The sequence below is a fragment of the Alkalihalobacterium sp. APHAB7 genome, assembly GCF_048323755.1.
GTDB lineage: Bacteria > Bacillota > Bacilli > Bacillales > Bacillaceae_F > Alkalihalobacterium.
In genome coordinates, this window is record NZ_JBLWFS010000002.1 from 209,700 (window position 1) to 233,425 (window position 23,726).

At 38.5% G+C, this 23,726-nt stretch carries 20 protein-coding genes, 1 other RNA gene, 1 riboswitch and 1 other annotated feature; of the genes, 2 read left to right on the forward strand and 19 right to left on the reverse strand.

The window, feature by feature from the left end; all coding sequences use genetic code 11:
• The first annotated feature begins 27 nt into the window (after positions 1-27).
• Positions 28-657 (forward strand): RsfA family transcriptional regulator, encoded by a 630-nt coding sequence (locus ACNSTQ_RS03410; RefSeq protein WP_418198442.1) that lies wholly within the window; start codon positions 28-30, stop codon positions 655-657.
• A 321-nt stretch (positions 658-978) separates the two neighbouring features.
• On the opposite strand, the gene ACNSTQ_RS03415 is transcribed toward ACNSTQ_RS03410, so the two are convergent.
• The 6 genes from ACNSTQ_RS03415 to ssrS form a co-directional block, all read right to left on the reverse strand.
• Entirely contained in the window at positions 979-1,698 is a 720-nt protein-coding gene (locus ACNSTQ_RS03415; protein ID WP_418198443.1) for a LutC/YkgG family protein, read from the reverse strand.
• Entirely contained in the window at positions 1,698-3,125 is a 1,428-nt protein-coding gene (locus tag ACNSTQ_RS03420) for a LutB/LldF family L-lactate oxidation iron-sulfur protein (protein ID WP_418198444.1), read from the reverse strand. The genes ACNSTQ_RS03415 and ACNSTQ_RS03420 overlap by 1 nt, the downstream gene beginning before the upstream one ends.
• Positions 3,126-3,152: 27 nt before the next feature.
• Entirely contained in the window at positions 3,153-3,872 is a 720-nt protein-coding gene (locus ACNSTQ_RS03425) for a (Fe-S)-binding protein (RefSeq protein WP_418198445.1), read from the reverse strand.
• 232 nt (positions 3,873-4,104) lie between these two features.
• Entirely contained in the window at positions 4,105-5,889 is a 1,785-nt protein-coding gene (locus tag ACNSTQ_RS03430) for an L-lactate permease (protein ID WP_418198446.1), read from the reverse strand.
• A gap of 275 nt (positions 5,890-6,164) precedes the next feature.
• Positions 6,165-6,932, reverse strand: a complete 768-nt coding sequence (locus ACNSTQ_RS03435) for a ThiF family adenylyltransferase (protein ID WP_418198447.1) — start codon at positions 6,930-6,932, stop codon at positions 6,165-6,167.
• Between the two features lie 304 nt (positions 6,933-7,236).
• Positions 7,237-7,415: non-coding RNA, 6S RNA (gene ssrS, locus ACNSTQ_RS03440), on the reverse strand.
• A gap of 581 nt (positions 7,416-7,996) precedes the next feature.
• Between ssrS and ACNSTQ_RS03445 the strand changes: the two genes are divergently transcribed.
• Positions 7,997-8,284: a hypothetical protein gene (locus ACNSTQ_RS03445; protein WP_418198448.1), complete on the forward strand. Its 288-nt coding sequence runs from the start codon at positions 7,997-7,999 to the stop codon at positions 8,282-8,284.
• Here ACNSTQ_RS03445 and ACNSTQ_RS03450 read toward each other — a convergent pair.
• From ACNSTQ_RS03450 to ACNSTQ_RS03510, 13 genes are all read right to left on the reverse strand, one after another.
• Positions 8,259-9,491: a homoserine dehydrogenase gene (locus ACNSTQ_RS03450; RefSeq protein ID WP_418198449.1), complete on the reverse strand. Its 1,233-nt coding sequence runs from the start codon at positions 9,489-9,491 to the stop codon at positions 8,259-8,261. The genes ACNSTQ_RS03445 and ACNSTQ_RS03450 overlap by 26 nt on opposite strands.
• Positions 9,492-9,675: 184 nt before the next feature.
• A riboswitch (SAM riboswitch) is annotated at positions 9,676-9,787 on the reverse strand.
• A 76-nt stretch (positions 9,788-9,863) separates the two neighbouring features.
• Complete coding sequence (gene aspS, locus ACNSTQ_RS03455) at positions 9,864-11,657, reverse strand: aspartate--tRNA ligase (protein WP_418198450.1); 1,794 nt, start codon at positions 11,655-11,657, stop codon at positions 9,864-9,866.
• 2 nt (positions 11,658-11,659) lie between these two features.
• A complete protein-coding gene (gene hisS, locus ACNSTQ_RS03460; RefSeq protein WP_418198451.1) occupies positions 11,660-12,937 on the reverse strand; it encodes a histidine--tRNA ligase in 1,278 nt (425 codons plus the stop codon).
• Positions 12,938-13,051: 114 nt separating this feature from the next.
• Positions 13,052-13,276: a binding site (T-box leader), on the reverse strand.
• A gap of 60 nt (positions 13,277-13,336) precedes the next feature.
• The gene (locus ACNSTQ_RS03465) at positions 13,337-13,513 is read right to left on the reverse strand and encodes a hypothetical protein (RefSeq protein ID WP_418198452.1); all 177 of its coding nucleotides are present in this window, start codon (positions 13,511-13,513) and stop codon (positions 13,337-13,339) included.
• Positions 13,514-13,594: 81 nt separating this feature from the next.
• Entirely contained in the window at positions 13,595-14,041 is a 447-nt protein-coding gene (dtd, locus tag ACNSTQ_RS03470; protein WP_418198453.1) for a D-aminoacyl-tRNA deacylase, read from the reverse strand.
• A gap of 11 nt (positions 14,042-14,052) precedes the next feature.
• Positions 14,053-16,236, reverse strand: a complete 2,184-nt coding sequence (locus ACNSTQ_RS03475) for a RelA/SpoT family protein (RefSeq protein ID WP_418198454.1) — start codon at positions 16,234-16,236, stop codon at positions 14,053-14,055.
• Positions 16,237-16,477: 241 nt separating this feature from the next.
• Positions 16,478-16,990 carry an adenine phosphoribosyltransferase gene (locus ACNSTQ_RS03480; RefSeq protein WP_418198455.1) on the reverse strand — a complete coding sequence of 171 codons (513 nt, stop codon included), beginning with the start codon at positions 16,988-16,990 and terminating at the stop codon, positions 16,478-16,480.
• Between the two features lie 3 nt (positions 16,991-16,993).
• Entirely contained in the window at positions 16,994-19,345 is a 2,352-nt protein-coding gene (gene recJ / locus ACNSTQ_RS03485) for a single-stranded-DNA-specific exonuclease RecJ (RefSeq protein WP_418198456.1), read from the reverse strand.
• A gap of 158 nt (positions 19,346-19,503) precedes the next feature.
• Positions 19,504-19,836 carry a LapA family protein gene (locus ACNSTQ_RS03490; protein ID WP_418198457.1) on the reverse strand — a complete coding sequence of 111 codons (333 nt, stop codon included), beginning with the start codon at positions 19,834-19,836 and terminating at the stop codon, positions 19,504-19,506.
• Position 19,837: 1 nt separating this feature from the next.
• Entirely contained in the window at positions 19,838-20,743 is a 906-nt protein-coding gene (locus ACNSTQ_RS03495) for a cation diffusion facilitator family transporter (RefSeq protein ID WP_418198458.1), read from the reverse strand.
• A gap of 115 nt (positions 20,744-20,858) precedes the next feature.
• On the reverse strand, positions 20,859-21,797 hold the full coding sequence (secF, locus tag ACNSTQ_RS03500; RefSeq protein ID WP_418198459.1) for a protein translocase subunit SecF: 939 nt from the start codon (positions 21,795-21,797) through the stop codon (positions 20,859-20,861).
• Positions 21,787-23,088 (reverse strand): protein translocase subunit SecD, encoded by a 1,302-nt coding sequence (gene secD, locus ACNSTQ_RS03505; protein ID WP_418198460.1) that lies wholly within the window; start codon positions 23,086-23,088, stop codon positions 21,787-21,789. The genes secF and secD overlap by 11 nt, the downstream gene beginning before the upstream one ends.
• 114 nt (positions 23,089-23,202) lie before the next feature.
• Positions 23,203-23,499 carry a post-transcriptional regulator gene (locus ACNSTQ_RS03510; RefSeq protein ID WP_418198461.1) on the reverse strand — a complete coding sequence of 99 codons (297 nt, stop codon included), beginning with the start codon at positions 23,497-23,499 and terminating at the stop codon, positions 23,203-23,205.
• Positions 23,500-23,726: the final 227 nt, after the last annotated feature.

Here is a 23,726-nt window from a genome sequence, read left to right on the forward strand (position 1 = left end):
AAACAAGAGAGATAAGGAGATGGTATTATGAAAGTACGCCAAGATGCTTGGTCACATGAAGATGATGTTCTTTTAGCAGAAACCGTATTACGTCACATTCGAGAAGGAAGTACTCAATTAGTTGCATTTGATGAAGTGGGAGACGAATTACACCGAACTTCTGCGGCTTGTGGATTTCGTTGGAACGCAGTCGTACGTCAAAAGTATGTAGACCAAATTCGCGAAGCTAAAAAAGAGCGTAAAGAACGTAAGAGAGCGGCTGCATTCCAAACGAATCGTAGACCTGTAAGAAATGCTTCATTGTATTATCCTGTCATGAATACAGCTCAACCTTTAAGCTTAGAAAACTTAGATATCGATACGGTGATTTCTTACCTTCGTTCTTTAACTTCAAATCAACTTCCAGCAGATCATTTGAAAAAAGAAAATGAGAAGCTATTAAAAGAAAACCTCGAGCTATTAACGCAAAACAAAGAGCTTGAAGCTGAATTGAATACGATAAAAGATGAACATCAAACCATTGAAGAGGACTATCAATCACTAATTCAAATTATGAATCGTGCTAGACGTATGGCTATTTTACAAGAAGAAGAGCCACTATCTAACGCTACATTCCGCATGGATAAGAACGGTAACCTAGAAAAAGTCGCAAAATAAAAGCAACAGAATATTTTTTCTGTTGCTTTTTTTCTTATCTATTTGTGCGGTTCAAAAAGGACAAAAAGAGCCGAGAAAATCAAGGAAGTGTAGTCTCCAAGCATAAGGCTGGTTGCTCCGTAAGCATAATCTACGCACGCAGGAAAAGTGTTCTTCTTTTCCAAGGAGCGGAACGTATGGGGTTAATACGTGAGGAGTGAAGGAGCAAGCTGACGAGCTACCACAGGATGTGGTGACTTCGACGTTCCCACAGGACGTGGGGCTCTTAGTCGAAGTTCTTCTCTCGAAAGCTATTTTTCCTGGACTTTTTGAACATCCTCTCTATTTATCTTCTATAATAATATACGTTGCTTTAATAGGACCGTGAACACCTACAACTAAGTTCATTTCTATATCAGCACTATTACTTGGGCCCGATATGAAATTTATACAAGAAGGCACTTTCCCTGTTTCTTCTTGAAGTTTATGAATATAGCTTGTCGCTTGTGTCATTCTTGGGACAATCGTACTTTTTGGTATAAGGGCTACATAATACTTCGGTAGGAGACTTACAGATCTTCCTTTTCCATTATCACTCAGTAATACAACTGTACCTGATTCTGCAAGTGTCAAATCGGCAAACGTAAGACCGATATCTGCTTTCTCAGCAATTCTTATATTCTCTTCTCCTGCATTCGTATCCCAAATATGAACATCTATTCCTTTGGCATCCGCTTGCTTATAATACTGATCAACTCCATACTCTTCTAAACGAGGGTCTGCCCAGCTTACAATTGATTTTGCTTGAAACCCATTAACAACTTCTGTTAGTACATCTGTTAATGTTTCTGTTGTTGCTAGAGCGACCTGAGTGTGGATACGAGTACATTGTTCTTTTAACACATCGAGAAGTTCATCTTGTGTTAGATCTTTAAAGACATCCCATTGGGGTTGATGTTTCCAATTTGGACGTGAAACAGGACTCGTTTGTCGGCTTCGACCAAGACTTTTTGCTACTTGATTTAAAAACTTTTCTTTGTTCTGTACTGTACCGTTAGCCATTAGTTGTTCTCCCCCTTTTCACGATCCTTAAACCAGTTACGGAAACTTTCTTTACTTGGCTCTGGGAAATCACGAATATCTGTCCAAGGCTTAATTGGACCCGGACCTTTCGTTACTTTTCCTTCTTTTGCAAATGGACCCATCATCGTTGGTGCCATTTTTGAACCCATGCTATATAATTTTGGCGAACTAGCCGCCATTGCAAAGCCTTTCATCGCTAACTTCTCGCCAAAGCCACCTTTACCTTGTTCTTCAACAATATTTCGACGATGTTTTACGAGCAGGTCATGTAATGGTATTTTTACTGGACACGCTTCCGTACATGCTGCACACAAGCTCGAAGCATATGGAAGTTCTTTATAATCTTCGTATCCACCAAGTAGTGGAGACAGTACCGCTCCAATCGGTCCAGGGTAAATGGAGCCATACGAATGCCCACCGATATGACGGTAAATTGGACAAACGTTAATACAGGCTGCACAACGAATACATTGAAGTGCTGATTGGAACTCTGTTCCTAAAATATTTGAACGTCCATTATCGACGATGACAAGATGAAACTCTTCAGGTCCATCCACATCACCTTCGTCTTTTGGTCCTGTTAATCCCGTAATGTAACTCGTTAATTTTTGTCCGACAGCACTTCGGCATAACATACTTACTAAAATATCAAGCTCTTCCCAAGTTGGTACAATTCGTTCCATACCCATCACTGTAATTTGTGTCTTTGGAAGTGTAGTAGACAGACGAGCATTTCCTTCATTCGTAACAAGTGAAATCGCCCCTGATTCTGCAACTGCAAAATTACAACCGGTCACACCAATATCAGCTTCTAAAAATTCGTTCCGTAATTGTTCTCTTGCAAATAATGCTAATTCCTCCGGTTGGGACGATTTGTCATACCCTCGTTTTTCAGAGAACGTATCACGAATTTGCTCTTTGTTTTTATGCAGCGCCGGAGCAACAATATGTGACGGCGGATCGTGATCATCAATTTGCAGAATGTATTCCCCTAAATCCGATTCAATGACTTCACAGCCTGCTTTTTCAAGCGCTTCATTCATACTAATTTCTTCTGTCACCATTGATTTAGATTTAATGACTTTCTTTGCATTTTTTTGCTTTGCTATATTTGTGATATATTCATTGGCTTCTTCTGCCGTTTGTGCAAAAAAGACGTGGCCCCCGCGTTTTACTACGTTTTCAGTTAACTGTTCTAAATAGTAATCTAGATTTTCTAACGTGTGTTGGCGTATTTCTTCCGCTAAATCTCTCCACTCTTCCCAATTTCCTAGCTCTTCTTGCGCTTCTAGTTTCTTATTCTTTAAGCGTTCCTGAGCAGAAACCATTGCATTTCTCATAAATTCATTCTTTAAGCCTTTATCCACTCGATCAAAAAACTTTTCATCACTTATTTTCATGGTCATTTATATCACCGCCTTACTCGTTTATTATTATTTTTTACTATTTAATACTTGCGCGATATGCATTACTTTAATCGGCTTTCCTTGTCGTTCAATTCTACCGCCAATATTCATTAAGCAGCCACAGTCAGCTCCAACTAGCACTTCTGCTTCTGTTTCTTCGATATGATCGATCTTTTCATTAACCATCTGTTCTGAGATGGGAACCATTTTAACCGAGAACGTACCACCAAAACCACAGCACGTTTCTTTATTTGGTAAACTTGCAAACTCAAGACCTTCTACATTTTCTAATAATTTCATTGGTGCATCTTTAACACCTAATAAACGAGTCATATGGCACGATGTATGGTAGGTGGCTTTTGTTGGTAGTGACGCTCCAACATCCTCAATTTTTAAGACATCTACAATAAATTGTGTTAATTCAAACGTTTTAGCAACTAATGCTTCTGCTTTTGCCTTCCACGCTTCATCATCTTTAAAAAGATGTGGATATTCGTGGATCATCGAAACGCAAGACCCTGACGGTGAAACTACGTAATCAGATGCAGCAAATGTTTCAATCATATGCTTGGCTACATCTTTCGCCTCTTTATGATAGCCGCTGTTATATGCCGGCTGGCCACAGCACGTTTGATTGTCTGGAAACACAACTTCACAGTTCAGTCTTTCTAATATTTCTACTGTATCTTTACCAACGCCAGGATAAAAGACATCCGCAAGACAGGTTATAAATAACGATACTTTCATACTTTTCATCCCCTTATAGGTTATCGGGTCATCAGACCTTTATCGTATAGAAAAAATATTTTATTCTAAGCTGTAGTATCAAACAATTGAAAAAGCGTATTGGAGCCAACTCAACAGTCCAACACCACCTCAATCCATAGATAAAGTGTCCAAACAAGTTTGAGTCGACCTCTAACGCTCTTTCAACATTTACATTAAATTATAATCAAGATTACGAGTATACACAACGACTTTAAGCAGCAATTTGATCGTCTTGATCTTTCTTACTTTGTTTACTTCCTTTTAAGATAGCATAGATAATACCTGCAACAACAGCTAATACCATAAATGTTCCAATATTAAAACCAACTCCGTATAGGAATACAAATCCAAGACCACCAGCAAATACTATATAGTATAAAGTCGGAATCATCGTCTTACGAATTAATGTTCCTTCACGACCAACTAAGCCCGCTGCCGCTGAAGCTGCTACAACGTTATGGACACAAATCATGTTACCTGCTGCTCCACCTATTGCTTGTAAAGCGATAATTGTAGAAGGATTGACGCCGATATTATCAGCCACTCCAAATTGGAATAAAGAGAACATCATATTACTAATTGTATTACTACCTGCAACGAAAGCTCCAAGTGCACCAATTAACGGAGCAACGGCTGGCCAATTATCACCAATTACAAGTGATACACTTTCTGCTAATAAAATTGGCATACTTGCTAATTCGGCTGCATTAACCCCTGAGTTAATGAACACTTGAACCATGGGAACTGCAAATAGTAAAGCTGCTGCAGCACTTACAGTTGTCATAAACGACTCTTTAACTGCACGTCCATATGCTTGTCCGTTCATCCCGAATAAAGCGATACAGATTAATGATACGACAACCATAATTGTACCCGGCAAGTAAAATGGTGTACTTGCAAATGAGATCGAAGTACCGAACACTTCCGTGAAGTTAATTTTCACTGCATCACTCGTTAACCAACCTTTAATAGGCAAATCATTTAAACGAGTTAATACTAATAATAATCCAACGAGTACATATGGAATCCATGCTTTATATACTGACACCTTTTTAACTGGTGCCTCGTTTGTAATTTTTAACTTACCAACCCATTCAGGATCCCAATTTTCTTTACGATCAAAATCCCACGTTTTCTTCGGCATAAATAAACCGCGTTTTGCTGCAGGTACAACGATTGCTAAACCAATTAATCCACCGAATAGTGACGGGAATTCTGGTCCTAACAAATTAGCAATTAACGCATATGGAACGGTAAAGGCAAGTCCCGCAAAGATAGCAAACTTCCATATCGCTAAGCCTTCTGCAATTGATTTATTCTTACCAAAGAACCAAGTTAACATTGCAACCATAAATAATGGAATTAAGGTACCGATAATTGCATGAAAAATAGCTGTTTGTGCACCAATTGAATTTAAGTACGCTTCATATGTCATTCCTAGTTCTGCAGCAGTAGCTAAAACTTTTTCGTCTGCCCCAATTCCGTTATTAACACCGATTAAAATTGGGGTTCCAATTGCTCCGAATGTAACGGGAGTAGATTGAATAATTAACGCTACCATGACAGCCGCCATCGCTGGAAAACCGACTGCTACTAATAGTGGAGCTGCAATGGCAGCTGGAGTACCAAAGCCAGAAGCTCCTTCAATAAAAGAACCAAATAACCAACAAATGATAATCGCCTGCACACGACGGTCAGGTGAAACATTCGTAAATCCTTCACGGATCGAGTGCAGTGCTCCACTTTCTTTTAATGTATTTAAAAGAAGAATAGCACCAAAAACAATAAATAATACTTCAATAACCGTAACTAAACCACGTGAACTGGCTGCAGCCACTTGGTTAAAAGGCACCTTCCAAACAAGCAGTGCGACTGCTGCTGTAACAACAAACGCTAAAGGCATTGCACGACTTGCAGGCCACCTTAAAATAACAAGAAAAATTAATACAGTTAAAATAGGTACTAATGCCAATAGTGATAAAACCCCTAAACTCATAGTTCGTCTTCCCCCTAAAAATGATGTTTCTCCCGCAAACTAAACACTATCATCATATAACCTAGTTATCATATCTTATGGTCATCAGATGTCTCATTAGTTGTAAGTGCTTTCATTATAAGAAATGTTCATAAATTATTCAATATATTTTTCAAAAAAAAATTCACATGTATTTATATGTAAATAGATCCTATGATTGCAACTCTTTGCTGAAAAGATCAAAAATCACGATACCTTACTCTTGGCATCGTGATTTTTTGTGAGTTGTGAGTTAATTATCTTTCAATTTTAATTTGATTTTGTTCTAAAATCTTTGTAATGACATGACCTGCCATAATGAGTCCTGAAACAGAAGGTACAAAAGCATTGGAAGACGGTGGCAGTTTGGCCTTACGAATCGGTCCTTCTTCGGCACTTTCCGGTACGATTTCTTTACGAATTTCTTCACGAATTTTCACTGGGCTCTCGTCAGAAAAAACTACGTTTACGCCTTTATGAATACCTTCTTTACGAAGTTTTGTACGAATCACTTTGGCAATTGGGTCATAGCTTGTTTTTGAGATATCGGCAATACGTAACCTCGTCGGGTCCATTTTATTGGCCACACCCATACTCGAAATAATACCAATATTTCTTTGTAAGCATTGTTTAATGACATGAATTTTGTATGTGATCGTATCGCAAGCATCCACGACAAAATCTAATCCATGACTAAAGAAATCTTCATACGTTTCTTCAGTATAGAACATTTTTAACGCAATAACTTCACACTCAGGATTTATATCTTTAATACGTTCTTTCATTAACTCCACTTTTGGCTGCCCTACAGTAGATAATAAAGCATGGATTTGACGGTTTACGTTTGTAATATCGACATCATCTTTGTCCACTAATACTAAACGACCAACACCAGATCTAGCTAGTGCTTCGGCTGAGAATGAACCTACCCCTCCTATTCCTAACACAGCAACTGTACTGTTCTTTAAAGCTTCTACTCCATCTTTTCCTATCGCTAACTCATTTCTTGAAAATTGATACAACATTTGTTCCTCGTCCTTCCTCTCTATAAAAACACATTAAACAACTGTTAACTTTTCTAATATACTGATTATACCTATAAAAGTAGTCGGGGTAAAATATACCATAGCTTCCATGAAAAATCTATAGTGTTCAGTAACCTATTTTTACTCATCATTATTATGTACCAAACGACCAGTAGACATAAGAAAAAGCTGACTATAAGTGTCAGCTTCTTTTCGATATCGTTACGTGCAGTTCATACACAGTAAGCATCGATAAAGTAAGAAGCATAACAAAGTCAGCTTTGTTTACCCTAAAAAAATAAAGAAGAGACCCAAAGTGCCGTAACTCCCTAGTTTTGAACCTGCACTCGCAGGTGGGTGTCAAGCTTCTTTCTTTATACGTCCTCACAAATGAAGGCATGTATTCCAAAAGAAGAATTAATACTCCCAATAAAAAAATGTTGGCTCAAAACTGTCAGTCGCTCACGAACACGCTAGGACTCTTACTTTGTTAAGGAAATAATAGCATAAAAAGATATAGGGTTCAAGCGGAAAAGATAATTTTTCTGAATTTTCCATAAAATATATTTTTGCGAAATTATTTAAGCTGTGCTAAAGTGTCAATTAGGAATTATGAAAGGTGAAGGGTGCCTGCTTATCGGCGACAAGCGCTGGAGGGCCAGCAATTAGTGTCCTGACCTTTGGACACTTTTGATGGACCGAAGCGATCTCGAGCCGATGGCACCTGGAACTAGACATCGAAAGGTGGAAGTGCCCGTTTAGCGACGTTTGGACTGAGCCCACCGTATGAGATAAAGGGTAGAAGCTCTGATCTCGTTAGGATATGTTTAAGCGGACTCAGCAGCCTCTATTTTGAAGATAATCACCATTTTAAGGATTTAGCGGACTGATAGGCCCCTATTTGCTTAAAAATACTAAATATGACTACGAATATTGGGGCATAAGGGCCTCTGAGTCCGTTACGTTCTAAAAAAGCATGCTTTTATATGAAATAACGGCGCTGGAGTCCGCAAATTTATTTCTACAAGCAAAGTTTCTTATCTTTTTTATAAAGGATGTTTTCCATGAAGCCTATTTTTACTCAAGTTTGTATTGAAGTAGAACAAAAAATTGAATATACCAAGAAGTATACAGTTGAAAAAAACTTCGACATGGAGCTCTTTACTGATAAAATTCGCTCACGAGACAAAGAGATTTTACTAGAACATGTATTTGATATTTCATACCGCCAAGCAACAGAAAAGATTGGCTTTTTGTATTTGCATACGAACCAAGGTGTTTTACCTCACCTCGTAAAAACCAATCCTACTCCTTTCATTGATACATTTAAAAAGGTAAAGCAAGTTTATTAACAGCTACCTTACCTAATACCGGGTAGCTTTTTTGCTGCAATAAAAGAGGTAAGTCATTCAAAGACTTTCCTTCAGCTAATTTAAAAATCACTGCTTGCTTTTCGTAAATTCCAGTTTCTACTTCAATCTCGCTTGAGATACTAATTAAATCAGTATTCAATTGTTGCTTTTCTAGATCGGAAACAAAGACAATAACACTCATTCCATCGTTGGCTGTTTCGTTAAATTGTTGCCTTAAGGGACGACTAAACCCTTGAAATTGCTCATGTAGAACAAAATCTTCTACCATACTGTTAGCTGTTGCATCCTTTCCTGCACCTGGACCACACATCGTAATACGATCAATTGTTTCACCGTCAATACAAACACCGTTCGTAACACCGTTCACATTATAGAGTGGATGATCTTTTGCCACGAATGAAGGCGATACAAATCCACGAATCACTCCATTTTCGATAGATGTTTTGGCAATCAATTTTATGGCTAATTCATTTCTTTCCGCAAAATTAATGGCTTCCTCCTCAATGACACTAATTCCTTTACAGGAAAAGTTAGTTTCATTTGGCCATGAGTTAAAGGCCAGACGACTTAAAATTTGGATTTTATATAGAGCATCATATCCTTCAATATCATCTGTAGGATCAGCCTCGGCATAACCTAACTCTTTCGCTTCAGCTAACACATCAGCAAACGTTCGATTTTTTTCTTTCATTTCCGTTAAAATATAATTTGTTGTCCCATTTAAAATTCCGGTCACAGAATGAATAGGTGTTGTAGAAAATAACGTTTTGAAGCTATTTACTATTGGTATTCCACCGCCAACAGCTGCTTCAACCCCTAAGTAAACATTGTAATGGCCAGCAAGCTCTTCAAGCTCTTTACCGTGCTTAGCAATTAATTCTTTGTTTGCTGTAATAATCGATGTACCTGATTGCATGAGCTTCACAATATAACCTTTAGCGGGCTCAACTCCACCAATTGCTTCAAATACAACATCGTACTGTTGATTAAAAAACTCATTTGGATCACTTGTTATAAGTGCATTTACATGCGTATAACCACGATCTTTTGTATCGTCTTTCACTAGAATTTTTGTCACCTGAACCTCATTTTGAAAAATGGTCTGTAGTTCTTCTTTTGAATTCAGTAACCGCTCATAAATACCAGAACCGACTGTTCCGAAACCGATAACCCCAACATGTAACATCCCAAGCTCCTCCTTATATAAAACACTTTTTTACTCCTTAGTTAACTCCTCCACACTGCCGTTCATTTTTATTACTTGGTTCTGGCTGTATTGTTTAAACAGCTACCCGAACTAGTTTATTTTTTTATGTGTACACAAATAAAAAAACCTCTCCGATAAGGGAAAGGTTTTTTTAAAACGCCTCCACTTATCTTCCAGAGCAATCGCTCTGCTGAAATTAGCACCTTTGTTTGTCTGGCATACAAACCGGTTGCCGGGCGTCATCGGGTCAGTCCCTCAGCCTCTCGTGATAAGTTTTATTTTTGCAATTAATTTTTGAATTTTAATAGTTATGATTATAATGCGACTATTCTATTTTTGTCAACTTAAAGTTTAGACTTGAACTTTCTTTTCTTCCTCTTTTTTCGGAACAATAGATAAGTTCAGCTCACGTAATTGTGCCTCACTAACCGAACTTGGTGCATTTGTTAATAAACAACTTGCACTTGCAGTCTTAGGGAAAGCAATTGTATCACGTAAGTTGCTACGGCCTGCTAAAAGCATAACGAGGCGATCTAGTCCTAACGCAATACCTCCGTGTGGTGGTGTACCATATTCAAAGGCATCTAAAAGGAAACCAAATTGTTCTTTTGCTTCTTCTTCAGAAAAACCAAGAGCAGTGAACATTTTTTCTTGTACATCACGTTGATAAATACGCTGGGAGCCTCCACCAAGCTCATATCCATTTAACACAAGATCATATGCTTCTGCACGTACTCGACCTGGATCTGTATCGAGCAAATGTAGATCTTCTGTTTTTGGACTAGTAAATGGGTGGTGAAGAGCGACGTACCGATTAGCATCTTCATCAAATTCAACAAGTGGGAAATCAACCACCCATAAGAAATTGAATTTAGATTTGTCTATTAAGTCTAAGTCTTTACCAAATTTAAGACGAAGTGCACCTAAGCTATCATACACAACTTGTTTCTTATCAGCAGCAAAGAATAATAAATCACCGGGTTCAGCATTCATCGCTTCACGCATGCCGGCAACCTCTTCCTCGTTTAGGAATTTTGCAATTGGCCCTTTTAACTCGTTTTCTTCAACTTTCAGCCAAGCTAGACCTTTTGCACCGTAAATGGCTACAAAATGTGCTAAGTCATCGATTTCTTTACGAGTTAGTTTTGTAGCCGCCCCTTTTACGTTTAAGCCTTTTACAATTCCGCCGTTAGCGATTGCATTTGCGAACACTTTGAACTGTGAGTTTTTCATTACGTCGGTTAACTCTGATAACTCTAAGCCAAAGCGTGTATCTGGCTTATCTGATCCAAAACGGTTCATTGCCTCATCATACGTTAAACGTTGGAAAGGAGTTGAGATTTCAATCCCTTTTATTTCTTTCATGATTTTAGCCATCATGTTTTCCATCATTGCAAGTAAGTCCTCTTTATCCATGAACGATGTCTCGATATCGACTTGAGTAAATTCCGGTTGACGATCTGCTCGCAAATCTTCATCACGGAAACAACGAACGATTTGATAATAACGTTCGAACCCTGAAACCATCAATAACTGTTTAAAAAGTTGCGGTGATTGTGGGAGTGCATAAAATTCACCATGATGCACTCGACTTGGTACTAAATAGTCACGTGCTCCTTCTGGTGTACTTTTCGTCAGCATTGGTGTTTCCATTTCTAAGAACTGCTCATTATCTAATGTTTCACGAATTAACTTCGTCGTTTGATGGCGCATTTTAAAGATGTGTTGCATATCTGGTCTGCGTAAGTCTAGGTAACGATAACGTAAACGAACATCTTCAGAAGCATCTGTATCTTCTTCAATTTGAAACGGCACCGGTTTTGATGCGTTTAAAATCGTTATTTGATCAACGTGAACTTCGACTCTTCCGGTAGGAATTTTTTCATTAACCGTTTCGTCTTCACGTTTAACAACCGTACCTTCTACATCTAAAACAAATTCACCACGTACGCGGTCTGCAATTGCATGAGCATCTGCTGAAACTTCTGGGTTAAAAACGACTTGAACAATACCTGAGCGATCTCGTAAATCGATAAAAATAACTTGCCCAAGGTCACGACGAGTTTGTACCCAACCTTTTAACTGCACTCGTTCTCCAATTGTATCTTCTAATATTTGGCCGCAATGATGCGTTCTTCCTATCATCCTTACTCCTCCTTTAATCTATCTTGCATATATGTAATAAAATCATCGAGTGATACTTCCACTTGCTCTCCAGTGCTCATTTCTTTCACATTAATTTTATTCGCTGCCAGTTCATTGTCTCCCAAGACAGCTGTAAACTTTGCTTCTAGTCGATCGGCAGCTTTAAATTGAGCTTTAACTTTTTTATCTAGGTAATCTTTTTCAGCAGATAACCCAGCTTTGCGCAGTTCAAACAACAGACTAGCACTTTTGTCTTTTGCCTCTTCACCGAGTGCAACAAGGTAACAATCAATCGTTTGTTCGATTGGAATATCGATGTTTGCTGCTTTTAGTGCCATAAGCAAACGTTCGATACTTAGAGCAAAGCCAATTCCTGGCGTTTCAGGACCACCGATTTCTTCAACGAGTCCATTATAGCGGCCACCGCCACATAATGTTGTAATCGCACCAAACCCTTCACCTTCAATCATAATCTCAAAAGCCGTATGGTTATAGTAATCTAGCCCACGTACTAATGTCTGATCAACGACATAGGAAATACCCATCGCATCGAGGTGTTGTTTTACTTTTTCAAAGTAAGCGACTGACTCTTCATTTAAGTAATCTAAGATCGAAGGCGCAGTTGCCATCAATTCATGATCTCTATCTTTTTTACAGTCTAAAATTCGTAGTGGGTTTTTCTCGAGACGTTGCTGACAATCAGAACAAAACTCATTTATTCTCGGTTTAAAATGATTGATTAGTGCTTCACGGTGTGCAATACGACTATCCGTATCTCCAAGACTATTAATAACTAGTTTTAATCCTGATAAGCCTAGTTCTCGATAAAACTCCATGGCAAGTGCCATTACTTCTGCATCTATTGCAGGATCATTACTGCCTAGTGCTTCAATGCCAAATTGAACGAATTGACGCATTCTTCCTGACTGTGGACGCTCATAACGGAACATCGGACCGATATAATAAAGTTTTGTCGGTTGTCCTGGATTTCCATATAGTTTATTTTCTACAAACGCTCTCGTAACTGAAGCTGTGCCTTCTGGTCTTAAAGTTAAGCTTCGGTCACCGCGATCCAGAAACGTATACGTTTCTTTTTGTACGATATCTGTCGTATCCCCAACCCCGCGCTGAAAAAGCTCTGTATGTTCAAAAATTGGTGTGCGAATTTCTTTATAGTTATACCGACGGCAAATATCTTGTGCTTTTGCTTCGACATACTGCCACAGCTCTGAAGTTCCTGGCAAAATGTCTTGTGTACCTCTAGGAATATGTATACTCATCATGACCCTCCCATTTAAAACATCTAATAAAGCTTGCCTAGCTTCAACTAAGACTTTATCTTTCACTTAGTTTTCATTGCAATATAAAAAACTCCCATCCCTGATCATAAATCAATCAGGGACGAGAGTTATACCCGTGGTGCCACCCTTATTGAAGCCTAAGCTTCCACTTTAAGCAGTTAACGCCTTGCTTACGTTTTTTCCTACTAACGAACAGTTTTCAGAAAAAAACCTACGGAGTGTTCATTCATTAAGGTCCATGTAGAAATGCTTACAGCCTCGGCATTTCCTCTCTTAACATGTGCCACCTTAACTACTATTCCCCATCATCGGTTTGTGACAGTCTTTGCATTTGCTTTTTATCATACGAATGTTTAATAAAGTTGTCAATAAATTTTATTAGTTTCGTCCCAGCTTTTTCTTCAGTTGCTTCACTTCTCGTAAAGATAACCCAAACTCATCTGCGAGTTCCATACTTGTATTACTGTTTTCTTTTTCTACAAAGTCGTGAAAGTTCACATGAAATAACTGATGTTCATTTCTTCCGCTGCCTTCTTGCTTCATACTTGTCCGCATCGAATCTTCCTTCCGTAGTAACATCTAGAACTAGCATAACCAAAAGTCATCTAATTCTTTCAGTTTTGGAAGAAAAACATGTTAATTTTGCCGACTATCAATAATTAGAGTAACTGGACCATGATTGATGAGTTGTACATCCATCATCGCACCAAAAACACCCGTTTCGACTTGAACGCCTTTTTGACGTAGTTGTTCATTAAACGTTTCATATAAAGGTTCAGCTACATCTGGTTTAGCAGCTCCCATAAAGTTGGGTCTACGCCCTTTTCTACAATCACCATATAATGTGAACTGAGAAATTGATAAAATTTGCCCCCCTACATCTAAAAGAGAAAGATTTAATTTGTCTTCTTCATCTTCAAAAATACGCAGGTTGACAATTTTATCCGTAAGATACTTAACATCGTCAATCGTATCTTCATGCGTAATACCTACAAGAAGCATTAATCCGGAATCGATTTTTCCGACCACTTCTTCATTCACCTTTACGGACGCTTCGCTTACTCTTTGTAAAACGACTTTCATATTAAAACTCCTTAATGCATAATTCTTCTTACTGAATAAATATGAGGTAGTTGCTTAATTTTTTCAACAACCTTATGCAAGTGATCTACATTTTGAATTAAAATCGTCATATGAATCGTTGCGACTTTATTTCGGTGATCCGAACGTCCTGAAACTGCATTAATCGTCGTTCTTGATTCTGTTACAGCTTGGAGCACTTGGTTCAGTAAACCATTACGATCAAAACCGGTAATTTCAATATCTACGTTATAATTTTTATTTTCTAAATGATTCGCTTCCCACTCCACTTCCAACAGGCGGGTTTTAGCTTCATCCGTTAATACGTTAGGACAGTCCGTACGGTGAATAGATACTCCACGTCCTTTTGTAATGTATCCGATAATGTCATCACCTGGGACAGGATTACAACATTTGGATAGACGAATTAATAAATTATCGACACCTTTTACTGTTACACCTGTACTCGTTTTCTTTTTAGGTGCCAACGTTTGGATTTCTGCTACTGCTTGCGCGAGAGATTGTTCTTCTTGTTCTGGTTCAGTATCCTTTTTAAATTTCTCAGCTAGACGGTTGACAATCTGTTTCGGGCTCATTCCGCCATAGCCAACTGCTGCGAACATATCCTCTTCGCCCGCAAAACTAAATTTTTGTGCAACCTCAGCAAGGTTTTCTGCTGTAACGACATCTTTAGGGTCTAAGTCTAATGCTTTAACTTCTCGCTCAATAACTTCTTTACCTTTAGTAACGTTTTCCTCACGTCGTTCTTTCTTAAACCATTGTCGGATTTTATTTTTCGCATGTGAACTTTGGGTAATTTTAATCCAATCTTGACTAGGTCCATAAGAGTGTTTTGACGTCATAATTTCAATGATGTCACCGGTCTTCAGTGCATGATCGAGCGGAACCATCTTCCCATTGACTTTCGCCCCAATACAACGGTTGCCAATTTCGGAGTGAATCCGATAAGCAAAGTCTAAAGGTACCGATCCTCTAGGAAGTTCAATGACATCACCTTTTGGAGTGAAAACAAAGACCATATCAGAAAATAAATCAATTTTAAGTGATTCCATAAATTCTTGAGCATCTTGTGAGTCATTTTGAAACTCGATAATTTCTCGGAACCAAGTTAATTTCGTTTCTAGTGTTTCATCATTTCCTACGTGTTTTCCTTCTTTATAGGCCCAATGAGCAGCAACCCCGAATTCGGCAATTCGGTGCATTTCTTCGGAACGAATTTGAACCTCTAACGGATCACCACTCGGTCCTAGTACAGTCGTGTGTAAGGACTGATACATGTTTGCTTTTGGCATCGCAATATAGTCTTTAAACCGGCCAGGCATCGGTTTCCAACACGTATGAATTACACCTAAAACAGCATAGCAATCTTTAATATTCTTCACGATGATGCGAACAGCTAATAAATCATAGATTTCAGTAAACTGTTTATTTTGAAGCGCCATTTTCCGATAAATACTATAAATATGTTTTGGGCGTCCTGAGATGTCCGCAATGACATGAATGTCATTTAAGTTAGCTCGTATCTTCTTAACAACCTCATCTACATACTGCTCTCGCTCGGCACGCTTCTTCTTCATTAGATTAACGATTCTATAGTATTGCTGTGGATCTAAATAACGAAGAGCTGTGTCTTCTAACTCCCACTTAATCGTTGAAATCCCTAAACGATGAGCTAATGGAGCAAAAATCTCTAACGTCTCGTTTGAAATACGACGTTGTTTTTCAGGCGGTAAATGTTTCAATGTCCGCATGTTGTGAAGACGATCGGCTAGTTTAATTAAAATAACCCGAATATCTTTTGCCATCGCAACAAACATTTTTCGGTGGTTTTCTGCCTGTTGCTCTTCTTTTGACTTATATTTAATTTTCCCGAGTTTTGTAACCCCATCTACTAGCATTGCAACTTCACTATTAAAAGCTTCTTTCAGTTCCTCTATCGTTACGTCTGTGTCTTCAACGACATCATGAAGAAAAGCAGCTGCAATCGTATCAGGGTCCATTCCTAACTCTACTAAAATTCCAGCGACTTGAATCGGATGGTGAATATACGGTTCCCCTGATTTCCTGTACTGCTCACTATGTGCTTCTTCTGCGTATGCATATGCTTTTTTAATAAACGCCATATCTTTCTCTGAGAGATAGCGCTCTGCTTTTTCAAATAATTGATCTATCGTCATGGAATCACCTTTTATCCCTACATAATTGGTCCCATTTTTTCTATATTTCTTTATAATATCATTAAGTAGCCTATATGTGTAAAGATAAAATACGAAAAATGTCGAACTTCATTTATATTTTAGACGAAAATCTAGAATTATAGCCCTCAATTAAGAACTTGTTCAATATCCATACTATCGCACCTAAAACTAGACACCAATATAAAACAAACTGACTCTTAAGTAGAGTCAGTTTGTCTTATTAGTATTGTGTTAATGTATATACATCGTAGTTATTAAGCTTGTCTCTTCCATCAAGGTAAGTTAGCTCAATTAAAAATGCAATTCCAACTACTTCTCCACCTAGCTGTTCGACCATATTAATCGTTGCTTCGATCGTTCCTCCCGTGGCAAGAAGATCATCAGCAATCACTACGCGTTGCCCTTTTTGGATCGAATCTTTATGAAGCGTTAAACTATCGTTTCCATACTCTAATCCGTAATCTACAGAAATAACTTCACGTGGAAGTTTTCCTTTTTTACGAACAGGAACAAAGCCCTTTTCTAATTCGAAAGCAATTGGACAACCGACAACAAAGCCACGTGCCTCTGGGCCGACAATAACGTCGGCATTTTTTTCACGAGCAAAATTCGCTAGTTCTATAATCGCCTTTTTATACGCTTGTCCATCTTGCATTAAAGTTGTAATGTCCTTAAAGCGAATACCCTCTTTTGGGTAATCCTCAACAATCGTAATATACTGTTTAAAATCCATCTCTTATACCGACTCCTTAACTTTTCTTACCTGGTCTATTGCTTGATCGAACCAGAGCTTCAACTCATAATAAGAGGAATATAAAAATTGCTGCTCTAGCTTCGACTGTTCTGTCATTCGCTGATATGTCTCAGATTCGTCGAGCCCTTTTTTCGAAGGGGTAGGATGCAGGCTAATAATACCATTGTTTATTGTAACAAAATCTAATTCAAAAAACACCTGTGTCATAAAATCTACCGTATTTTTAGACCAGCCTTTATGTGCAGCTAGTTGTTGACCATATCGTTTCATATCGAAGGATCCTTTTTTCGATAAAAATGCATAATACCATTTAAAGTGTTCTCGTTTCGGAAGTGTTGAAAAGTAGTTTGAATCTTCTTGGTAAAATACTGAATAGATCCGTTCGGGACCTGTAGTTTCTTTCAGAAGTAACTCTTCTAATTGCTGGGTAGACCTAGGTAAATCTAACAGCACTATATATTTATTTTCTATATTTACCTCATCAGATTCAGCATAACAAACTTCTTCATTTAAAGTGTCTAAACCTAGCTTATCCATCGTAGTAGATTGGAATGCAATTAATTTTCGTTTTTGTTTTGGTAAAGACGCGATATTCTCTGCTAACTTTTTGGCATTCCGCCAATCAAACAGCTGCCATTCGTTTACTTGAACATCTTCAATAAACAGTTGCGGCTTACAATGTCCATTCCATTCATTCACTGATACCGTACCAACCGCAGAAACCTTCGCAGCTGGATTAATTTCGGGATGGATATAACCTAGTTGAAATCCGATACCATCTAACGTTGTTCCATCTTGTTCAAAAAGAACTTTTAAGTGGTTCTCATCACTGCCAATTCGACGGATTTGTCCGATACTCACATCTTCTATCATGACTTTTGGTATCGGATTACTTACACCATATGGAGCTAGCTCATCTAATTGCTTAATGACATCTAGTGAAATTTCATCTAGCTTCGCAACAAGGTCGACTTTCGTTACAGGAATAAAATCCTCTTCCGTGAGAAGTGCATCTGCTTGTTTATTTAAACGACGTCTTAGTTCTTCGACATGTTCAATTTTCATTGTAAGTCCAGCAGCCATTGGATGTCCGCCAAAGTGAGGAAGGATATCTCTACTTTCAGATAAGTTGACAAACATATCAAACCCTTCAATACTTCTAGCAGACCCTTTTGCTACACCTTTTTCTCTATCGATGCTCAGCACGATCGTCGGTCGATAAAACTTTTCCACTAACCGTGAAGCGACAATCCCGATAACACCGGGGTTCCACCCTTCCTTTCCAACGATCAAAACATGATTCTTAGAAGGTGGGAACTGTGTTTCTACTTGTTCAATTGCCTCTTTTGCCATTTCATCGACGATTGCTTTTCTTTCTTTATTTAATTGGTCAATTTCTTCAGCTATTGTTTTTCCAGTTAACTCATCATCCGTCGTCATAAGTTCTACCGCTGGATCAGCTGAATCAAGCCGGCCTGCTGCATTAACACGGGGGCCAATCGCAAAACCGACATGTTCCGCGTTCATTACTTGAGTATCGATACCCGCTATCTTCTTTAATGCTTTTAAACCAGGCTTCGTCGTGCGCTGTAACGCTTCAATTCCTTTTTTAGCAAGAAGTCGATTTTCATCCACTAACGGTACAAGGTCCGCTATCGTCCCTATTGCTACAATGTCTAATAAATGGGCAGGCACTTCATCTAGTAGAGCATGTGCTAACTTAAAAGCCACCCCTACTCCCGCTAAGCCTTTGAACGGATATGTACACCCTGGCTTTTTAGGATTTACAATCGCATAGGCATCCGGTAATTGCGGAGGTGCTTCATGGTGGTCCGTAATAATTAGGTCAATGTCAATTTCTTTAGCTACTTCTGCTTCATGTACAGCAGATATACCTGTGTCCACTGTAATAATTAGATCATAGCCATCAAGCTTTGCTTGACGAAAAGCTGCTTCATTAGGTCCATATCCTTCAGTAAAGCGATTTGGAATATAGTAATTAAAATTGGCTCCTAACTCCCGCATCAAATAAACCATGACTGATGTACTACTAACACCATCGGCATCGTAGTCACCAAAGATTAAAATCTTTTCATTTTTCTCAATCGCTAACTGAATTCGTTCAACGGCTTCTTTCATCCCATCTAATAAGAAAGGATCATAAAATGAAACTTCTTCTTTATATAAAAAACGTGTGGCGGCCTGCACCGTTTCAATGCCTCTAAGTACGAGCAATTTTGCCACAATTGGCGTTAAGTTCAACTCACTTACTAATAAATCCACTTTCTCTTGTTCTAGCTGTGCTAATTTCCATCTTTTGTTTGATTTAAGCATAAAAAAAACACCCCTTGACCTAACTATTATACAAGAGGGGTCAGAGGGGGGCAATGAATAATAATCTGGTAGTTTTCTATAAAAAGGGAATACATGCTGTCCGTTCGCTATATTGAAAAGTTAATAATACAGAATAACAACTTTCAGCGAGATCGGCTTTATTTTCCCTTCGCTTCCGTTTGCACACTATCTTCTTTTTTTCGCTTATCTTGACTAGTGTCTTTTTCCTTCTGATTCGTTGGACTATTTTTAGTAGCGTTCGTTTGCTTTAGACGCTTATTCTCCTGTTGCAGTTGGTAAACTTTAACCATACCTACCGCGCCAACAATAATCCCGCCCATTAATACAGACCCGATAATGACGAGAATTAATGGCCAATCGGCCGTTCCAAATAAATAATTGACACGAACCGCTTCAACATTGATAACAGCAAAAATTGCTATAATTAGTGCAGCAATAATTCCTAATATAAATCCCCATTGACCGCGCATTTTACATCCCCTCCTTATTTTTTTCATATGGGTTAATATGCACTAACACATCGTGGACATGGTTTTCTTCAAGCAGTCTCTTCTTTACTGCTTTACCAATCGCATGACCTTCCTTAACGGTAATCTCAGGGTCGACTGCAATTTTTAAATCAATGATGACGTAATGTCCGTGTTCTCTTGCTAAAAATTCGTCAAGATTTAAAACCCCTTTAACTGAAGTAACCGCTTTTTTCATCTCTACCGTATCTTCTTCATGGAGTACGTGATCTAACGTATTGTGGATCGACTGACTTCCGAGACTCCATGCCATTTTAACGATTAATATCGAGACAAATAACCCAGCGACTGGATCTGCATAGACGAGCCAAGGTATTCCGACAGCTCCTCCAATAATGGAACCACCAATACCAAGTAAAGCTGCTATTGACGAAAAAACGTCAGAACGGTGATGCCAAGCATCTGTTATTAACGCTTCACTTCTATATTTCTTACCCAAATGATACTTATATCTAAACATAATTTCTTTCACAACGATGGAAAAAATAACAGCATAGATGGCTATCACTTTTGGAACCGCGATCGGTTCAAAGAAAGCTTTTATAGCATCAATCGCAATTTCAACACCAACTATAAAAAGAAGGACTGCCACAATAATTGCAGCAATAGACTCAGCTTTTCCATGTCCGTACGGGTGGTCGCGATCTGGTGGCATTTTCGCTGCACGAACACCAATCAGCACAGCAACTGACCCTACCACATCAGAAGCTGAGTGAACAGCATCGGCAATTAAGGCACGACTGTTAGATAGAAAACCAACGACACCTTTAATAATAGCTAAAATAATATTAGCGATAATCCCAATCCATGCACCCATCTTCACTTTCTGATAGCGAATATCTTCATCCATACTGTCACCTTCTTAATATCTTATTAACATCGTATTCGTTCTATTCCGTGTAAAAATGCACATAAGTAAATTATACCAACAAAAAGGCCACGGTATGCACCGTGACCTTAATTCTTTAAACTTCGCCTTCAGCTTGAGACTTACTTTTAAATTTTCTTCTCTCTAATTGCTTAGACTTCCATACGAGCCATAATTGAGCCGCTAAGAAAATCGAAGAATACGTTCCTGCTACTAATCCGATAACTAAGGCAAATGCAAACGAGCGAATCGCTTCGCCGCCGAAAATGAAAATCGCAGCTGCAGCTAGAATTACTGTAAGAACCGTATTAATCGATCTAGCTAATGTTTGCGTTAAGCTTACATTCACTATATTTGCTAAATCATCAAATGATTTCACACGCTTCGCTTTATTCATATTTTCTCGAATGCGGTCAAAAGTAACGATCGTATCATTTATCGAGTAACCTACAATCGTCAGCACAGCCGCAATAAACGGAACATTGACCTCAAACTGTACGACGCTAAATACAGCAATAATAAAGAATGCATCATGGAATAATGCCACAACCGCTGCAACTCCATAAAGCCACTCAAAACGTATCGCTACATAAATAACAATCCCAACCGATGCGATCATTACGGAAATTAAAGCGTTACGGGCCAGCTCTTTACCAACCATCGGAGATACTGTACTTACATTCGGTTCAGCGCCATATTTTTCATTAAAGTAGATTTGGATCTCAGCAATCTCATTCGGTTCAAGCTGACCTATGAAACGTGCGTGGACGAGATTATTTTGTTCTCCTGCCATCGTAATATCATCTGGGGTATACCCTTCACCGATACTAGCAAAGTCCTCCATGATTTGCTCTGCTGTAGCAGGTTCATTTGTCGCCACTTCAACTCGTGAACCACTTTCAAAATCAATTCCTAGATTTAATCCAACTGTTGAGAGTAAGACAACTCCAACGAGAGCTGCGACCAAAGAAAGGATGAAAAACTTCTTACGGTGTTTGACAAAGTCAATCGTTCGGTCATGAAAATTAAAGCTCACTGATCTCACTCTCCTTTACACCAAACATGCGAGGCTTTTTGTTAAAAATTCGACTATTAACCCAAAGCCCTAATAATAATCTTGAACCGTAAACCGCTGTTAAAAAGCTGGTTAAAATACTGACAATTAACATAATCGCAAAACCTTGTACAGAACTTGTCCCATAGTAAAACAGGACACTAGCCGCTAAGATTGTTGTGATGTTTGCATCAAGTATCGTCGATAATGAACGTCTACTTCCAGCTTTAAACGCTGACATGATCGATTTTCCGGAACGAATTTCTTCTTTAATTCGTTCATATGTGATGATATTGGCGTCAACTGCCATCCCGACACCTAAAATTAATGCAGCAATCCCTGGTAATGTTAATACCGCATTCATCCAGTTAAAAATAACGAGGACGAGGAAAATGTACACGGATAAAGTAATAACTGCGATTGTCCCCATAAAACGATAGAAAATTAACATATACAAGAAAATAAGCGCTACGCCAATAAATCCAGCGAAGATCGTATTCTTCATCGCTTGTTCACCGAGTGACGCTCCAACTGAGTTAGAATAAAGCTCCTCAAGCTGCACAGGAAGAGCACCCGCATTCAGTACTTCTGCTAAAAACGTCGCTTCATCAATCGTAAAGTTTCCTTGGATAACGACATTTCTTGTATTTAAAACTTCCCTAACCGTTGGTGCTGATAAAAATTTAGGATTTTCTTTTCCTACTTCTTCATAGAAGCTATCGCCTTCTTCATAATCTAACCAAATGACAAGAAGGTTTTCACCTTGTGGAGCACGGTCACGAATTTCTCGCGTTACTTCTCCAAACTGGTTCGCATCTTTTAGTGTAACCGCTACTTCGGGTTGGTTCGCTTCATTAAAAGTTACGCGTGCGCCGCCTTCTTGAAGATCCGCTCCATCTAATTTAACAACATCATCGACGTCACGGAAGGTTAGCTGTGCTTCAGTCGCTAGTAAATCACGTGCGGTTTGTTGATCTTCTACTCCAGCCAATTGAACCCTGACTCGGTCTTCACCTTCAATCGTTATGTATGGCTCTGAAACACCTAGAACGTTAACACGTTGATTAAGAGCACTAACGGTTGCATTGAGGACATCATCATCAATGACACCGCCTTCATCGACAGGCTTGACTTGGTATAAGATTTCAAATCCACCCTGAAGATCTAAACCTAACTTAATTTCCTTTGCAATTCCCATAATGGTCGTACTTATTAAACCACCAAGAATAATTACAATGAGAAAAAAAGTAAAAATACGACCTTTTTTCACCATAGTATGTACTTCCTCCTTAACAATCACAACAATTATACTTGTCCATAAAATAAGCAATAGTTCAATTATAGCTATTGTACTTTTTCCATGTCAATTATAGGTTAATATTGCGGTTTACTTGTCCTCCTCTCCTACTAACTCTTCCATAACTCCTTCATTGGCGAACCAATCGGTAGCATTGTAACTTTCTACTGTTAAATAATTCATATAATCCGGGGCACGAAGGGTTAAGATCACATTAACAAATTCATGGAGGTGGACATAATCCTTTTTCTTACGTAATTTGTACATCACACTTTTCCATAGGTGATCTACTGTCGCTTTGTTATACCCAAGCATCTGAAACTCTTCTACTTTACTTTGCAGAGCAGGCATGACATCATCTTTCCAAACTTCAAACTGCTGTTTCATAAGATCGACTCTCCTTTTTCCCCTTTTTTCCATTATAATCTTTTTCCTGATAAAAAAACTATTATAATCAAGTGGTTTTTATTTTTCGTTCATTGGGGAATTTTCGTTGCTATCATATAATAATGACTAAAATTGGTTCGTGGATTTTCATGAGTTTTTCCTTTTATGTGCGCCGATCATGTTTTTAGTTGATGGGTTCTCCTAGTTTTTTCCTCTACCGCTCACCA

Excerpts from the sequence above, each read along its gene's own strand:
- ACNSTQ_RS03410 (WP_418198442.1), top strand. The coding sequence starts at position 28 with ATGAAAGTACGCCAAGATGCTTGGTCACATGAAGATGATGTTCTTTTA.
- ACNSTQ_RS03415 (WP_418198443.1), bottom strand. The coding sequence starts at position 1,698 with ATGGCTAACGGTACAGTACAGAACAAAGAAAAGTTTTTAAATCAAGTA.
- ACNSTQ_RS03420 (WP_418198444.1), bottom strand. The coding sequence starts at position 3,125 with ATGACCATGAAAATAAGTGATGAAAAGTTTTTTGATCGAGTGGATAAA.
- ACNSTQ_RS03425 (WP_418198445.1), bottom strand. The coding sequence starts at position 3,872 with ATGAAAGTATCGTTATTTATAACCTGTCTTGCGGATGTCTTTTATCCT.
- ACNSTQ_RS03430 (WP_418198446.1), bottom strand. The coding sequence starts at position 5,889 with ATGAGTTTAGGGGTTTTATCACTATTGGCATTAGTACCTATTTTAACT.
- ACNSTQ_RS03435 (WP_418198447.1), bottom strand. The coding sequence starts at position 6,932 with ATGTTGTATCAATTTTCAAGAAATGAGTTAGCGATAGGAAAAGATGGA.
- ACNSTQ_RS03445 (WP_418198448.1), top strand. The coding sequence starts at position 7,997 with ATGAAGCCTATTTTTACTCAAGTTTGTATTGAAGTAGAACAAAAAATT.
- ACNSTQ_RS03450 (WP_418198449.1), bottom strand. The coding sequence starts at position 9,491 with ATGTTACATGTTGGGGTTATCGGTTTCGGAACAGTCGGTTCTGGTATT.
- aspS (WP_418198450.1), bottom strand. The coding sequence starts at position 11,657 with ATGATAGGAAGAACGCATCATTGCGGCCAAATATTAGAAGATACAATT.
- hisS (WP_418198451.1), bottom strand. The coding sequence starts at position 12,937 with ATGAGTATACATATTCCTAGAGGTACACAAGACATTTTGCCAGGAACT.
- ACNSTQ_RS03465 (WP_418198452.1), bottom strand. The coding sequence starts at position 13,513 with ATGCGGACAAGTATGAAGCAAGAAGGCAGCGGAAGAAATGAACATCAG.
- dtd (WP_418198453.1), bottom strand. The coding sequence starts at position 14,041 with ATGAAAGTCGTTTTACAAAGAGTAAGCGAAGCGTCCGTAAAGGTGAAT.
- ACNSTQ_RS03475 (WP_418198454.1), bottom strand. The coding sequence starts at position 16,236 with ATGACGATAGATCAATTATTTGAAAAAGCAGAGCGCTATCTCTCAGAG.
- ACNSTQ_RS03480 (WP_418198455.1), bottom strand. The coding sequence starts at position 16,990 with ATGGATTTTAAACAGTATATTACGATTGTTGAGGATTACCCAAAAGAG.
- recJ (WP_418198456.1), bottom strand. The coding sequence starts at position 19,345 with ATGCTTAAATCAAACAAAAGATGGAAATTAGCACAGCTAGAACAAGAG.
- ACNSTQ_RS03490 (WP_418198457.1), bottom strand. The coding sequence starts at position 19,836 with ATGCGCGGTCAATGGGGATTTATATTAGGAATTATTGCTGCACTAATT.
- ACNSTQ_RS03495 (WP_418198458.1), bottom strand. The coding sequence starts at position 20,743 with ATGGATGAAGATATTCGCTATCAGAAAGTGAAGATGGGTGCATGGATT.
- secD (WP_418198460.1), bottom strand. The coding sequence starts at position 23,088 with ATGGTGAAAAAAGGTCGTATTTTTACTTTTTTTCTCATTGTAATTATT.
- ACNSTQ_RS03510 (WP_418198461.1), bottom strand. The coding sequence starts at position 23,499 with ATGAAACAGCAGTTTGAAGTTTGGAAAGATGATGTCATGCCTGCTCTG.